This is a genomic window from Vibrio ichthyoenteri ATCC 700023 (assembly GCF_000222605.1).
Taxonomy (GTDB): Bacteria; Pseudomonadota; Gammaproteobacteria; order Enterobacterales; family Vibrionaceae; genus Vibrio; species Vibrio ichthyoenteri.
On sequence record NZ_AFWF01000265.1, the window covers coordinates 1 to 15,857 of the forward strand.

Genomic DNA, 15,857 nt, shown 5'->3' on the forward strand with positions numbered 1-15,857 from the left:
TATATGCATACTCGCTACAATCACATCTTTGGTCATGACGTTGTTGGTTTCGAGGGTATAACCACCTTTGCCATCAGCAACGTAAGTCGGAAAGTCTTGGCCTAGTTCTTGTTGTTTCGGTAGGCGGCCTAACGTCGGGGCTTTTTTGACATACAGATCCGCTGAATCAAATTGACTCATGATCTGTGGGATTTTTTGAAACTCAACAGGTTCCGCAGCCAGCAGCGCTGTTGGGAACGACAATGCGGCTGAAAGCGCAGCGATAAGGAGTGTTTTTTTCATCTTGTGACTCGTTAATATGATTCATTTATTGTTGTAAGGCGCAAGCTTGGCTCCATTGATGGTGAAAAGCTCGGCGGGTAATGCTCTATTAAAGCGTAAAAATTACCACGCGCGTCAATCATATGCTGAGAACGCAAACGTTTCACTGCTTTCGGTGCGGATTTTCTCTGAGGATGGAAATGCCAGCTGATATCGTGTGAAAACGATCCAGCTGACGTTCACGGATGGCTGGGGTTATAGGATGACGGTTTTGTTGCCGTAAACAAAGACATGGTCATTGACCACTTTATTAAGTGCTTTGCTTAGAACACTTTTTTCGACGTCTCGACCCGCTTGAGCCATGTCTTTGGCGCTGAAGGTATGGTCGACTGGGATAACATCTTGTTTGATGATCGGCCCCTCATCGAGATCGTTAGTCACAAAGTGTGCGGTGGCACCAATGATTTTTACACCACGTTCAAACGCTTGTTGGTATGGTTTTGCGCCAATAAATGCTGGTAAGAAGCTGTGATGAATATTGATGATCTTGTGATGGAAGTTTTCCACAAAGCTTGGTGTTAATACACGCATGTATTTGGCAAGCACAAGGTAGTCAGCGTCATACTGATTGATCACTTTGAGCATCGCTTGTTCGTGCTCTTCTCGAGAAAGCCCCTCATGACTGACCCAGTGATAAGGAATATCAAATTTCTCGGTAAGACCTTGCAGAGCATCATAGTTGCCTACAACCGCAGCGATATCGATATCCAGGCTACCATCGTAATTTTTGATGAGAATATCGCCAAGACAATGGGCTTCTTTTGTGACTAGAATAACCACGCGTTTGCGGCTCGAATCGACTAATTTACGCTTTGCGCCACTCGGCAGTGCTTGATCGAGATCGGCAAGGAAGGTGTGATCATTAAAATATCCTTCCAATTCGGTACGCATAAAAAAGTGACCACTTGGATTATCAACAAATTCGGCATTGTGAATAATATTCAGCTGATGTTTATAACAGATGTTGGTGATCTTAGAAATCAGCCCAGGTGCGTCACTACAATGGGTTAGCAGTGTTTTCTTTTCCATTTTGTTCTTACTTCCGTGATTTATTTTTTTCGGATGGTGAATTTTTTCGGGGCTTCCGAAGAGTGAGCTATCCCTCAATAATTGACTAACAATTAAACTAATATCGTCTTGAATTCAACAAATAATCTATTTTAAACAGAGTTGGTTATCGAGTTAGTTGAAGATTTCTTTCCTCAATTGAGCGTCTTAAGGTGGTAGGTATGGATAAAGAACTATTAGCCCGTAAGTTATATTCAGAACGAGTGAACGCACTGCTGGGTGATTGTGAATTAGATCAAACAATACTCACAGAGAAATGGGACTGCAAAGCGTCTCCAAGTGAAGCGGCGAGAGCAATGATTGATAGTCAAAATGACTTTGACGGTCCAGCTTGGTTGTCGCGCTATCTGCATAGAAGATAGCCTTTATTGAAACATTCACGCGAAGCGAAGAGGATTTTGTTCCTGCGAGTGTGTGGTTAGAATTCACCGACGCGGCTCTTTAAGAGGCGCGTTTTTATTATTGTTCATTCCTGTCTGGTTTAAATTTGTTCGCCTGTTTCTTATCCTTCTACGACTCTCACTATCAAGGCGGGTATTAGGGTATACTTGCTTTTTTGTGACCACTTTGCGTTTGCATGATTTCAAAAACCTTTTCTCAAGATGGCGCCCTCGGTAAAGCAATACCGGGCTTTCAGCCGCGCCAAGCTCAGCTCGATATGGCTGAGTCGGTTAGAAAATCGATTCAAGAACAAGGCCAATTGGTGATCGAGGCTGGAACGGGTACCGGTAAGACTTTCGCTTATCTTGTCCCGGCGCTAATGAGTGGTAAAAAAACCATTATTAGTACCGGCTCGAAAAACCTCCAAGAGCAGCTTTTTCATCGTGATCTACCGTTGATGACCAGCGCGTTGGGTTTTTATGGCCAAGTCGCCTTACTGAAAGGGCGGGCAAACTATTTATGTTTGGATCGTCTTAGCCGCCAAATGATTGAGAGCCATGGGAATCATGCCGATCCAACCTTATTGGCGCAGCTGGTAAAGGTTCGCGCATGGTCTTCTGCGACCAAAACCGGTGACTTAGGCGATTGTGATGAAATCGCCGAAGATAGCCCAGTGATTCCCACGATTACTTCAACCAACGATAATTGTTTAGGCAAGGAATGTCCTAGCTATACTGATTGTTTCGTGCTCAAAGCACGTAAACGCGCATTAGATGCCGATGTGGTTGTGGTTAACCATCATCTATTTTTCGCAGATTTAGCAATCAAAGAAACGGGCTTTGGTGAACTGATTCCTGAGGCTGAAGTATTTATCTTTGATGAAGCGCATCAGTTGCCTGATATTGCCAGTCAATACTTTGGTCAGTCTGTCTCAAGTCGTCAGATACAAGAATTAAGCAAAGATATTGAGATTGCATACCGCACCGAAGCGAAAGATATGCGTCAATTGCAAAAAGTGGCGGAAAAACTTAATCAATCCGCAATGGATTTGCGCATTGTATTGGGTGAACCAGGATTCCGTGGTAACTGGCGTGAAGCGATTAAATCGCCCTCTATCGCACGTGAGCTAGAACGAGTGCGTGAGGCAATTGATTTCACCATAGAAGTACTAAAGATTGCGTTAGGGCGATGCCAACTGCTTGATACCGCGTTTGAACGTGCCCATACCATCAAGGGTCGAATTGATCGTGTTTGTGATGTATCGATCACCGGTTATTCTTATTGGTTTGATACCACGCCGCGCCATTTTAGTTTGCACATAACGCCGCTCAGTGTGGCGGATAAGTTCAATGAGCAAATTGAACTCAAACAAGGATCGTGGATTTTTACTTCTGCGACCTTGGCGGTGAATGGTGATTTTTCGCATTTTACCTCACGATTAGGTATCAAGCCGCAAGCGCAGTTTTCATTGCCGAGCCCTTTTGATTACCCAAGTCAGGCGCGCTTGTGCGTACCTCGCTACCTGCCAGAGCCTAATAGCCCGGGGATGGCGGAAAAGTTGGTGACGATGCTTGCGCCGTTGATCGAACAAAACCAAGGCCGATGTTTCTTCCTCTGCACTTCGCACAGCATGATGCGCGATTTAGGTGAGCGTTTTAGAGAGGTGCTTACGGTGCCTGTTTTGATGCAAGGGGAAACCAGCAAACAGAAAACCCTAGCCGAGTTTATGGAACTCGGGAATGCTTTGTTGGTAGCCACTGGTGCTTTTTGGGAAGGTATTGATGTTAGAGGTGACACCCTTAGCTGTGTTATTATCGACAAACTACCGTTTACCGCGCCTGATGACCCGTTGCTTAAAGCACGTATCGAAGATTGCCGACTTAAAGGTGGCGATCCCTTTGCGCAGGTTCAATTACCCGATGCGGTGATTACACTTAAGCAAGGCGTTGGGCGTTTAATACGTGATAAGAAAGATAAAGGGGCGCTGATCATTTGTGATAACCGATTGGTAACACGTGATTATGGTGGCGTTTTCCTAGGCAGTTTACCGCCCATTCCTCGTACGCGAGATTTGGGGGCGATAGAAGACTTTCTTCAACAGATTTCAGACACAAATAACCAAGATTAGAGAATTGAATGAGCGCAAAAATTCTTGCCCTAGATACCGCAACGGAAAATTGCTCGGTTGCTTTATTAATGAACGACAAAGTTTACTGCCGTAGTGCCGTTGCTCCTCGTGACCATACAAAATTGATTCTTCCTATGGTCGATGAAGTGTTGAAAGAAGCGGGCATCAGTTTGACTGATCTTGACGCATTGGCTTTTGGCCGTGGTCCGGGCAGCTTTACCGGTGTGCGCATTGGTATTGGCATCGCACAAGGCTTGGCATTTGGCGCAGATTTACCGATGTTGGCTATTTCAACATTGGAAGCGATGGCGCAAGGAGCCTACCGCTTAAATGGTGCAACGCAAGTAGCTAGCGCGATTGATGCGCGCATGAGCGAGGTGTACTGGGGGCGTTACCGTCGTCAGGAGAACGGCTCATGGATTGCTGTCGATCAAGAGTGTGTGATTGCGCCCAATCAACTGGTGCAGCAAATCCAAGCAGATGAGTCTGAGTGGGCAACCGTTGGCACAGGTTGGGCGGCATACCAAGAAGCGATGGATACTTTACCGTTAGGTCGCGTTGATGGTGGTGTATTGTACCCAGATGCACAAGATATCGTGCACATTGCACAGTTTGCGTTAGCAAACGGTGAAGCCGTTGCGGTTGAAGACTCAACGCCTGTTTATTTACGTGATAATGTTGCGTGGAAAAAACTGCCAGGGCGCGAATAGCCTTGTTGTGAGCGATTAATGGAGGATAATGGCGAATAGTATGGTGTCGATTAATGGATTACCGGCTGCGATTCCTGGCCCAAAGAAAGCCAATAAGGCCAGTAAACAAAGCAAGATTAATAAATCGCAAAGTCAGCAATCGACGAGCCAACCATCAAAGGTGGCTAATGCGGTTGCGCATACCATTCGTCATGTCCAAGAATCGGATATTCACAAAGCACAAATTCAATACGATCTTCCTGAAGGTCGCAGCCGTAAAGCACTAGAAGAGTATATGCGAGTCATGAATCAGGCCAAAAGGGATGAACTGATCCAAATGCTCGGTGTCGATATCTATATCTAAGACGTATATTGAAGACTCATTCAGAGTTCACCAAGAGCGATAGCAATATGATGATTTCACCTTTAGTTCGATTGGTTACGGTTGGCTTGTTCTCCATCGCGATGTTAGGTTGCGCTTCTCTGCCTGAAAATCTCAAGACAGCTAATCCAGATGTCGTTACGGATTATCAAACTTGGCAATCAGCACCTCAATCAAATTATCAACTTCGTCTTGGTGGCGTTATTGCCGCGGTCACAAATCTGCCTCAGCAGACGCGTATCGAAGTGGTCAATCTACCCATCAATGCTTCAGGTAAACCCGACATTAATCAAGAGCCTAATGGCCGCTTCGTTGCTTACGTAGAAGGCTTTGCCGATCCTGTTACCTTGAGTAAAGGCCGCCTCGTGACATTGTTAGGGGCCGCTGACGGATCTGAGAAGGGTAAGGTGGGGCAGTTTGATTATGATTTCCCAGTCATGCAAGCAACTGGCTACCATTTGTGGCGCATTGAAGAGCGAGTCATTGTCGATGAAGTGGGTAGTTACATGTACCCTTGCCGCAGTATTCATTGTCGTGATATCCATTACAATACTCGCCAAGGCAGAGTGATCCAAGAAGTGAGATAGATGCTGCGAAGCTCCCAATATACCACCTCCTATGGTGCTATCGCGGCGCTAGAATATGGCGATGTGCGAACTGCGTCTTGTTCGGTGATCTTACTGCATGGTTGGTTAGACAATGCCGCCAGTTTTCAAACCACCATAGAGGCTTTGATCAACCTTGACCCTAATCTGCATATCTGTGCGATTGATTTACCGGGACATGGATTATCCAGTCATAAATCTGCCGATAACTTTTATCTGTTTTTCGACTATTTAGACGACCTTTACCAGCTTTTGGCTAATATTTCGCCAAACAAGTTGTTGTTAGTCGGACATTCCCTTGGTGCTTTGTTAGCAAGTTGCTATAGTGCCGCCTTTCCTGAACAAGTAGCAGGATTAGTGCAGATCGAAGGCAATGGTCCATTGGCTGAAGAACCGCACAACTGCGTGACACGTTTACGTTCAGGTATTAAAAGCCGTCAACGTATTCGTAATAAGCCTCTCCGTACTTTTTCTACCTTGGATGATGCCATCGCTGTGCGCGTCAGAGTGAACCAGTTGCTGGCAGAACACATTCAGCCAGTGGTTTGGCGAGGGATGATTGAAGGTGAAAATGGTTGGGCTTGGCGACACGATGTAAAACTGCAAAGTGAATCTTTGTATCGCATGGCTGATGCGCATGCTGCGCAGTTTCGACAACAGATCGCTTGTCCACAACTGATCATCTTGGGGACAACCGGTTATGATCGTCTCCAGCAAGATAGCGACAACTTCTCTGATGTTGTCTACATTGAAGGTGGACATCACTGCCATTTACAGCAGCCACAAGCCGTCGCAGAGCGGATTTTTGGCTTAGTTAACAAAATTTAAACAAGTGTTTGAGTGTTTCGTGCTCGAACCCTTCGCCTGTGTTGTAATTGAGATTATAAATGACGTGCTATAAACGTTGTTCGTTCTCTATGTTATTACCACACCTGATTTTTTCGAGGAGTAGTTATCGTGGATAAACCTTGGTTGTCTCGTTATCCAAATGAAGTGCCTGAGCACATCAACCCAGATCAGTACCCATCACTGGTTGAAATGTTTGAGCAATCAGTACAAAAGTATGCTGATCAGCCAGCATTCATGAACATGGGCTCTGTGATGACTTTCCGTAAATTGGAAGAGCGCAGCCGTGCATTCGCCGCTTACTTACAAAACGATCTTAAGCTTAAAAAAGGCGATCGTGTTGCACTGATGATGCCGAACTTACTGCAGTACCCAGTTGCGCTGTTTGGTGTGCTACGTGCGGGTTGTATTGCGGTTAACGTTAACCCTTTATATACCCCACGTGAACTTGAGCATCAATTGAATGACTCGGGTGCAAAAGCGATCGTGATTGTTTCTAACTTTGCCAATACGCTTGAGCAAGTGGTCGAAAACACCCCGGTTAAACATGTGATCTTGACCAGCCTTGGCCAAATGCTGCCACGTGCCAAAGGCACCTTGGTTGATTTCGTGGTTAAGTACGTGAAAGGCATGGTACCTAAGTACGATCTACCGGGTGCGATTTCAATGCGTAAAGCGCTGCACAAAGGTCGTCGCCTGCAATACGTGAAACCTTTCATGTCAGGTGATGACATTGCGTTTCTACAGTACACCGGTGGTACCACTGGCGTAGCAAAAGGCGCGATTCTGACTCACCGCAATATGGTTTCAAACGTTCTGCAAGCCAAAGGCGCTTATGGTCCTGTGCTTTCAGAAGGTCGTGAATTAGTCGTCACTGCACTGCCGCTTTATCACGTATTCGCGCTCACGGTAAACTGTCTACTGTTTATTGAAATTGGTGGTAACAACCTACTGATCACCAACCCGCGTGACATTCCGGGCTTTATCAAAGAGCTACAAAAATACGCCTTTACTGCTATCACTGGGGTAAATACGCTGTTTAATGCTTTGGTGAACAACGAAGACTTCCACGAGCTAAACTTCAACAATATGAAGTTGTCTGTTGGCGGTGGTATGGCTGTGCAACGTGGCGTGGCTGACAAGTGGAAGAAAATCACGGGTGTTCACCTGCTAGAAGGCTACGGCTTAACAGAATGTGCACCATTGGTGACAGGCAACCCGTACGACCTGACCGATTACACAGGGGCGATTGGCCTACCAGTGCCTTCAACAGAAGTGCGAATTGTCGATGAAGAAGGCAATGCGCTAGCCAATACTGAAGTAGGTGAGCTACAAGTTCGTGGCCCACAGGTGATGCAAGGCTACTGGCAGCGTCCGGAAGCGACCAAAGAAGTGTTAACCGAAGATGGTTGGCTATCAACCGGCGATATCGTTAAGTTTGATAGCGAAGGCTTGCTCTACATTGTCGACCGCAAGAAAGACATGATTTTGGTGTCTGGCTTTAACGTTTACCCGAATGAACTTGAAGATGTGGTGTCACTGCATGGCAAAGTGTTGGAAGTGGCTGCGATTGGCCAACCGCATGAAGTCTCAGGTGAAGTCGTTAAGCTGTATGTGGTTAAACGTGACCCTAGCTTGACTAAAGAAGAAGTGATCGCTCACTGTCGTCAACATATGACAGGTTACAAGATCCCGAAATTGGTTGAGTTCAAAGATGAACTACCAAAAACCAACGTAGGTAAGATCTTGCGCCGAGTTTTGCGTGAAGAAAACGACGCAAATCTAGCGAAAGCGGCACAAGAAAAAGCGGCGCAAGCAAACGCTGAGTAAGCCAAGCAACCGCGAACATTTAGTGATAGAATGCCGGCTCATGTAGCCGGCATTTTTATGCGAGAATTAAGTGAACTATCAGATTATTACCCAGAGTACCGAGCTAGAAGTTGTCTGTAAGCAAGCAAGAACGGTAGAAGCCGTGATGCTAGACACCGAATTTGTCCGTACCCGAACCTTTTATCCTCAGTTAGGCTTAATTCAGCTATTTGATGGCCAAACGTTATCATTGATTGACCCTCTGGCGATTGACGATATGAGCGCTTTTGTCGATCTACTACAAGACACCTCTGTGACTAAGGTTTTGCATGCTTGCGGTGAAGACCTAGAAGTATTCAACAATAGCTTTGGTTGTTTGCCGCAACCTATGGTTGATACACAGATTATGGCGGCATTTTTAGGCAATGGCCTTTCAACCGGTTTTGCTGCGTTGGTCAATGCTAATTTAGGCGTAGAGCTAGATAAAAGCGAATCACGTACAGACTGGATGGCTCGTCCATTAACACAAAAGCAGCTCGACTATGCGGCGGCTGATGTTCACTACCTGAAGCCTTTGTACGAAAAACTACTCAGCGAGCTTGAACCTACCGGCTGGTGGCCTGCGGCAAAACAAGAGTGTGCTTTAATTGCGTCAAAGCGCATCAAACAAGTCGATACTGACAAAGCGTATCTTGATATTAAAGGTGCGTGGCAATTAAGACCGCGCGAATTGGCAATTCTTAAACCTTTAGCAGCATGGCGTTATAAAGAAGCGATTCGTCGTGATCTCGCATTAAACTTTGTCTTCAAAGAAAATGACTTATTGACCGTCGCGCGTTTAGGTATTCAAAATCGTCATCAAATGGAGCAAGAAGGGGTTGATCCTCGTTCAGCTCAGCGCCACAGCGCACGTATTATTTCATTAGTCAAAGCGGCTAAAGAAACACCGGCAGACCAATATCCAGAAAGCATTGAGCGTCTGATGGATATGCCGGGTTATAAGCAACTGTTCAAAGTGCTTAAAGATGAAGTGAAAAAAGCGTCTGACAAGAGCGGTTTAGCCACAGAATTTCTTGCGTACTAAAAAACAACTTAATAGCTTGTTAACTTGGGTTTGGCGCCGTAATCGTGATGAAGCCAAGCGCCCTGATTTGATGCAAGGCTGGCGTTTAGAGCTGCTCGGTGAAAAACTCGATAAGCTGGTTAAATAAGTTTTCTCGTCGAGTCTCTATTCAAATTGAATACATTACAGAAATGGCCAAGTGTTGAAGCACTTGGCCATTTTTTATAGTTTGAGTTTGTTAGTGCTGCTTTATTGTGCAATTGGTCAGTTTTTCTCAGTGCAGTCCGATAGCTGTGTCGCACGTCATAGATTTATGCGACTTGAAGCCTATACTGCGCATCTTATCTATTTGAATAAATACTCTTTCTAACCAACGAGAGCTTTAAGGTGTGTCATGTCAGAATTCGATAAAACGGTTTTTATTTCGGTTGATCCCCATGATCCCGACAGCATTGCAAGTGCGCTTCGTGAGTATCGTCAACGCTTAGTCGATGGCACCGCATTTCGACTTCATATGAATACCTTGTTTAACATAGAATTTGTTGATCCTTCTGGGCGAGCGTTAAAGGTGGATGATGCGGGGGCTAATCGTAATTTGGTCAATCGTGTCTTCAATGCGTATCGAATGCATGAAAAGAAAAAGTATGTGAGCGAGCCGGTGCTATTTGCTTGCGCACTCAACTTTCCGCAGTTACAGCCAGAGTTAGAGTTGACCGCGCAAGCAATGGTGGATTTTTCACGTAGCCGTAACGATTACGGTGACTTAATGCTTAGTGCTAATAATCTTTTTGGTATCGAAGCGCTGTTTTTGCTCGCCAAGGTGAATCCTGCTCATAGTTTTTATCTAAGTAGCTTTGTGGTGCCTTATTGGAATACCGAGTCTTGGACAGTGCCGTTTGATATGTTGATGGCACTGGTCGATGAACTTGGTTGGAGCCGCGATCTAATCAAAGCTTATATTTGGTCAGATGCAGAGAATCTTCGTCGTCATTTCTATATGGATCGTGATGGCTATCAACATCAAACGGACCTACTTAGTCACTTTGTGGCTCATCCAGAGGATTATCCATGGTTCAAGCAGCAATTGATCAAGCGCTTGAGTCAACAACCTCTACTATCAACGCCGGGGTGGGACTTAGAGCATCCGACATTGAGTTTTTATTACAGCTTAGGTCTTTGGCAGGTAGAAGCGCCGTATTATCAACACGAAGAGTATCAAGACCAAGTAAAGCAGCAGTTGATTTTAGGTTTGCGTGTTGATGAAGAAGCCATCGGTTTGCTTGAGCAAATAGAAGCGGAATATCCTGGGGTTAATTTAAGTCAGGTACCGGCATCGTGTCAGCAGGAGAACCGCTATGAACAATGGGAACATACTCGAATTCGTGATGAGGAACCAGAAGAGGAAGAGGAGACCCCGTTAGAAGAGGTATGGTCAGAACAAGAGTGGCGTTCATGTTATTTGCCGCTTAACCCCCGCTTAGAAAAAATAACGCAGAGTCGATTGGACAATATAGACGATAAAATCAAAGGTCTAGACGAGTTGATATCGGAACACTTGCCGACTCATCTTGGCGGGTGCCTTTATGCCACATGGCGTCTCAATGATCATATGGAAAACGAGCCAGAAGAGTATGAATTGATTGAATGGCTTGAAGAGCACTTGCCGATGGCTTTAACCGATCCACTTATACGATTTTCCGAGTTAGATAAGGCGCAAAAGGAGGAGGTGCGGACGTGGTTAACTCAAGTGGATTGCGCTAGCGATGATGCACAAATGATCACTTTGTTGGGCAGCCGTTTATTTTGCGACGGCGGTCGAGCTGGCGATATGATTAGTCCAACGCAACCTGCCTATGCATTGCTAAACCATTACGATGGCTATCAGCGCGCCATCTTAACGCTATTTTGGTTAATGGAAGCCTTTGCCAGTGGCGAGCTTGAATCGGATTTAGCCATCTTAGTAAAACGCCATTGGCAATTATGGAATGCCATTGCTCCGCAGAGTGTGATTGAGCATGTCTTCAGTTTTTGGGCCGACTATCCTTTGTATGCGGTGGTGAACAGCGTCGAATTAGAGCAGCAGATTAGTGAGCGTTTGCACGCAACAGGGGTGGCTCAAGCGGATATCGATGTTTACCTATTATTGGCGTATCAAGATGTTGCTTCTTATCGACCAGCGGATGCCCGTTTTTGGCAGTACTATTGTGAACGTGTCAAAGCATTTGCTTGGGCCGAATCTGATGACAACAGTATGATAGGTCGTCATCAATGGGCCGAACGAGAAAAACTGCTCAAATCCTTTGAGCGTTGTTACCCAAGTCAAATAGCCCTATTTTTTCAGCATGCAAGAGTGGTGAATCCGGCGGTTGAGTTGCCGATTGAGAATTGGTTCCAATCGACGTTAATCACAGCTTTGATTAAAAAGTTAGATGAAGAAAAAGCAACCAAAATTAGCGCTCAGATCCTTGATTATTTAGAGTCTGGTGAGGGGGGAGAGTCGTTGAGCCCAGAAGCACTTGGTGTGCCAAAGCTGCAAGGTTGGGACCCGTATGCCTCTTATCGAAAGCAAGTTGGGCCTTCCGATCTTATCTGGTTGCTACCCGAGAAAAAAGCGCAGCGTCTCGCAGTGTTCTTCAGTCAACTAGGCAAGCGAGGCTTACATTGGGTGTGCTGCCACACTGTTGAGGACGCCTATGTTGCTCAGCGTATTATCAACAGCGAGGTGAGTTTAACCGAGCGTTGGAGTGATGAGCATTTAGGCCACAATACCATCAGTAAAGAAAGCTATGGTATGGCGCTGCTTTATGCACAAGAAGAGTGGGCGCTAGACTGGCTTGATCGCGCTGGTGTGAGTGAATTGATGTTGCTGCATTTTGCGACTCATGAGGCTCGTAAACCGGCGAATTTTGTTCAACGCTTAGCCAAAGAGGGAAGAATTCCTGATCTACAAGAGTGGTTAACCGTAGAGAACCGCCTAAAACTGCTTGAAATGTTAGCGTCAGGTGATATCACCAGTTATCGAACGAGCTTAGAAGCATTCCTGTGTGATGATTCGATTCAAGTGCGCAGGGCGGTAGAAAAACTGCTTGAGAGTCAAAATTAATCCGTAAATCAAAAGAGCTTCCAAATGGAAGCTCTTTTGTTATTTGTTCGATATGTTCCGATTAGAGCTGAGTTTCAATAGGTAGAACACCCGCTACCCATGCCCCAATGCGCAGCCAAAGACTGGTATCCGGTTCACTGTCGTAACGGATATTTGTTTGTTGATTAAGCCAACTGATGTTGCTATCAGCATCGAGAGTGAGTTTATAAGCACTTTTGCGTAAAACATCATCCACATTAACTAGTGTGTCAGCGATAAACTCTGGTGAGTGGATGAGTACGCCCATTTCAGTGTTTAAGAAGGCTGAGCGTGGGTCAAAATTGAATGAACCTGCAAAAATCTCACTCTCGTCAATAACAAATGTTTTAGCGTGTAGACTGGTTCTTGAACTGCCGAGCCAAGAGTAGTTTTTCTTTGCTTGTGGATCGGTTTTAACTTCATATAAGTTAATGCCCGCTTCAAGCAGTTGTTTACGATATTTTGCATACCAACCGTGCACGGCAAAGACATCATTGGAAGCGAGTGAGTTAGTAATGATCGTAATATCAACACCTGAGTCCGCAGCGGTCACCAATAGGTCTGTTCCTGCTTGGGTTGGGACAAAATAAGGAGAAACTAACACAAGTGAAGTGTTGGTTTGGCTTAAAATATCGCTCAATGAATGCAGCATCAAATCGTTGTTATCTGGGCGATAAACTTTGCTCGGCTGATCATAATAGACTTTCGCTGCTCCCCAATAGAGCGGTAGCGTTTCGTTGCTCAGCGCTTTCATGAGTGGTAGTTGATTGATGTTGGCCAAGTACTCTGAGCCTTTGAAATGGTTTCTCAGTTGGCGTTGCCAGTGAGTAATTTTCTCTGGCGTAGGAGCTTGGTTTACTTCAATCACACTTTCAATCGGGGTTGCCGGTGCACTATTCCAGTAGAGGTCAAACTGGTCACTAATATCGTGCACGCTGCTGCCTGCAAGCAGTAGGTCAAAGTCACCGAAATCGACGTCGTGGTTGGCGGCAAAGTACTCGTTACCAATATTGCGCCCACCGGCAATGGCAAAAGCATTGTCAGCGATCAGTGCCTTATTGTGCATACGTCGATTCATCTGACCAAAGTCAGTAACAAAGTCGAGTAAGCGCAGTACACGGTTATCGAAGGCGTTAAATAAACGCAGTTCGATATGATCATGAGCGGCAAGGGAGGCCATATCGCTATCGCTACGTGTTTGCATGTCATCAAGCAAAATCCGAACTCTAACCCCGCGTTCTGCCGCTTGGTAAATAGCGTGAGTTAGCAGTGAACTAGTACTGTCGTCACGATAGATATAGTACTGCAAATCTAGGGTGTGCTGGCTGTTTTCAATTAATGCGATTCGCGCAAGCAAGGCTTCTTGCCCGTCGCTGAGAGGATAAAAGCCAGTTAATGATGTGGAGGTGTTGTTATTTTCGCTGACGTAGTGATCGGCAAGCTGGCCTAGAAAGCCCTGTGAATCAAGTGGGATCGCAAAGGACGGTAATTTATCTGCGGCATCGGGACGAGAAAAATGCGAATACAATGCCGTGCCAATCAAGACGCCGATCAGTAGCAGCAAAGTGGTAAAAATATAAAAACCACGACGCCGAGAGCGGCGAGGCGTAGTGTGGAATATAGTGCGTTGTGATCTAAACATAGAGAGCGAAGTCATCCTGACGATAGGGAGATTAAGTACGATTCATTTGCAGCGCAGTTTGATAATGCCGATTTAATCACAACCGTAGCGAAATTGTCATTTCAATGCCATGAGTCTGAGATCCAGCAAGCATTGTTTTTATTCAGCTAGACTTGCTAGTTGAGGCAATAAAAAGGGCTTCCATAAGGAAGCCCAATAATGTTTTTCAATAGAGATAGAAGCACTTAGCCAGCTAAAATATCAGTAGCTACTTTATAGCTTGGGTCTTCTTTCACGTTGATCTCAACCAAACTGCCTGCTTTATGCAGCAATGCACGGCAATCTTGGCTTAGATGACGTAAGTGCAGCGTCTTACCAGTAGCGGTGTAGCGTTCTGCTAAGGTTTCAATCGCTTCAATCGCTGAGTGATCAGTAACGCGAGAATGCGCAAAGTCGACAATCACTTCATCTGGGTCATTTTTAGGGTTGAACAATTCAAGAAAGTTCGCCGCACTGCCGAAGAAGATTGGACCATGGATGTGATAAACCTTAGCGCCTTCTTCATTGGTTTTGCTTGATGCGTAGATGTGTTTTGCATGTTCCCACGCAAACATCAATGCAGATGCAACAACACCAACGGCCACCGCAACTGCAAGGTCTGTCATGACCGTCACAACAGTGACTAATACGATGACGAAGAAGTCTTGTTTTGGTACGCGACGAGCCAGTTTAAATGTTGCCCATTCGAAGGTGCCAATCACAACCATAAACATCACACCAACCAAAGCCGCCAGCGGGATCATCTCAATCAGCGATGATGCGAACAAGATGAAGCAAAGTAGTGCCACGGCAGCAACGATGCCAGAAAGACGACCACGACCACCAGAGTTCACGTTGATCATTGATTGTCCGATCATGGCACAGCCACCCATCGCACCGAACACTGAACAGGTAACGTTCGCTAGACCCTGGCCCATACATTCACGATTAGATTGGCCGCGCGTATTGGTCATCTCATCCAATACAGTCAGAGTTAGCAGAGATTCAATTAAGCCAATTGCCGCAAGGATAATGGCATAAGGTAAGATCACTTGCAGAGTTTCAAGTGTGAATGGAACCGATGGAATAGAGAATGTTGGTAGTGACCCAGCTAGTGTTGCTGCTTCATCGCCAGACATGGTGCGCAGGAAGTCCACCACAGTGCGTGTATCCAAATCTAAACCCACTACAAGCGCGGTCACGGTTACGATGGCAACCAGAGATGAAGGTACAGCGGTAGTGAATTTAGGCAAGAAGTGAATAATCGCCATCGTTAGCGCGACTAAACCTAGCATCAGCATCATTTGGTCAGTTGGTAACCAGGTTAATGCTCCGCTCATATCAGGGGCTTTGAATTGGCCGAGCTGTGCTAGGAAGATAACAATCGCAAGACCGTTAACGAAACCAATCATTACAGGGTGTGGCACCATGCGAATAAATTTACCCAGCTTGAATAAACCGGCGGTAATTTGCAGTAGGCCTGCGAGCATAATTGCTGCGAAAAGATATTGCACGCCATGTGAAGACACTAGCGCGACCATCACCACCGCCATGGCGCCAGTTGCGCCTGAAATCATACCTGGACGGCCACCAAAAATAGAGGTGATAAGACCAACAATGAAAGCGGCGTATAGGCCAACCATTGGATCGACACCAGCAACGAAGGCAAAAGCGACAGCTTCTGGAACCAAAGCGAGAGAAACGGTTAAACCTGACAACACATCGTTTTTGACGGAGTGTTTAGAAAATTGAGGGAATTCAAACATATTTGCTCAGTTAGGCTA

The 15,857-nt window shown here is 45.7% G+C and carries 11 protein-coding genes and 2 pseudogenes; 9 read left to right on the plus strand and 4 right to left on the minus strand.

Annotated features, from left to right (window positions below):
• Both RH85_RS17585 and purU read right to left on the minus strand, forming a co-directional pair.
• Positions 1 to 282, minus strand: a pseudogene (locus RH85_RS17585) (hypothetical protein); the annotation flags it as partial.
• Positions 283 to 516: 234 nt separating this feature from the next.
• On the minus strand, positions 517 to 1,350 hold the full coding sequence (gene purU, locus RH85_RS17590; protein WP_006714061.1) for a formyltetrahydrofolate deformylase: 834 nt from the start codon (positions 1,348 to 1,350) through the stop codon (positions 517 to 519).
• Positions 1,351 to 1,550: 200 nt separating this feature from the next.
• Between purU and RH85_RS17595 the strand changes: the two genes are divergently transcribed.
• The 9 genes and pseudogenes from RH85_RS17595 to RH85_RS17635 all read left to right on the plus strand — a co-directional run bounded on the left by RH85_RS17595 (position 1,551) and on the right by RH85_RS17635 (position 12,395).
• The gene (locus tag RH85_RS17595) at positions 1,551 to 1,751 is read left to right on the plus strand and encodes a hypothetical protein (RefSeq protein WP_006714062.1); all 201 of its coding nucleotides are present in this window, start codon (positions 1,551 to 1,553) and stop codon (positions 1,749 to 1,751) included.
• Positions 1,752 to 1,966: 215 nt separating this feature from the next.
• Complete coding sequence (locus RH85_RS17600) at positions 1,967 to 3,898, plus strand: DNA repair helicase YoaA (RefSeq protein WP_006714063.1); 1,932 nt, start codon at positions 1,967 to 1,969, stop codon at positions 3,896 to 3,898.
• 8 nt (positions 3,899 to 3,906) lie between these two features.
• A complete protein-coding gene (tsaB, locus tag RH85_RS17605) occupies positions 3,907 to 4,608 on the plus strand; it encodes a tRNA (adenosine(37)-N6)-threonylcarbamoyltransferase complex dimerization subunit type 1 TsaB (RefSeq protein WP_006714064.1) in 702 nt (233 codons plus the stop codon).
• 40 nt (positions 4,609 to 4,648) lie between these two features.
• Positions 4,649 to 4,951: a hypothetical protein gene (locus RH85_RS17610; protein ID WP_005595937.1), complete on the plus strand. Its 303-nt coding sequence runs from the start codon at positions 4,649 to 4,651 to the stop codon at positions 4,949 to 4,951.
• A 47-nt stretch (positions 4,952 to 4,998) separates the two neighbouring features.
• Complete coding sequence (locus RH85_RS17615; protein WP_006714066.1) at positions 4,999 to 5,556, plus strand: Slp family lipoprotein; 558 nt, start codon at positions 4,999 to 5,001, stop codon at positions 5,554 to 5,556.
• The gene (locus RH85_RS17620) at positions 5,557 to 6,402 is read left to right on the plus strand and encodes an alpha/beta fold hydrolase (protein WP_006714067.1); all 846 of its coding nucleotides are present in this window, start codon (positions 5,557 to 5,559) and stop codon (positions 6,400 to 6,402) included.
• A 129-nt stretch (positions 6,403 to 6,531) separates the two neighbouring features.
• Positions 6,532 to 8,250, plus strand: coding sequence for a long-chain-fatty-acid--CoA ligase FadD (gene fadD / locus RH85_RS17625; protein ID WP_006714068.1), 1,719 nt, complete (start codon positions 6,532 to 6,534; stop codon positions 8,248 to 8,250).
• A gap of 70 nt (positions 8,251 to 8,320) precedes the next feature.
• A pseudogene (rnd, locus tag RH85_RS17630) lies at positions 8,321 to 9,440 on the plus strand (ribonuclease D).
• Between the two features lie 246 nt (positions 9,441 to 9,686).
• Positions 9,687 to 12,395, plus strand: a complete 2,709-nt coding sequence (locus RH85_RS17635) for a hypothetical protein (protein WP_006714071.1) — start codon at positions 9,687 to 9,689, stop codon at positions 12,393 to 12,395.
• A 61-nt stretch (positions 12,396 to 12,456) separates the two neighbouring features.
• Here RH85_RS17635 and RH85_RS17640 read toward each other — a convergent pair whose 3' ends face one another.
• Positions 12,457 to 14,055, minus strand: coding sequence for a phospholipase D family protein (locus RH85_RS17640; protein ID WP_006714072.1), 1,599 nt, complete (start codon positions 14,053 to 14,055; stop codon positions 12,457 to 12,459).
• 224 nt (positions 14,056 to 14,279) lie between these two features.
• A complete protein-coding gene (locus RH85_RS17645) occupies positions 14,280 to 15,839 on the minus strand; it encodes a SulP family inorganic anion transporter (RefSeq protein ID WP_006714073.1) in 1,560 nt (519 codons plus the stop codon).
• Positions 15,840 to 15,857: the final 18 nt, after the last annotated feature.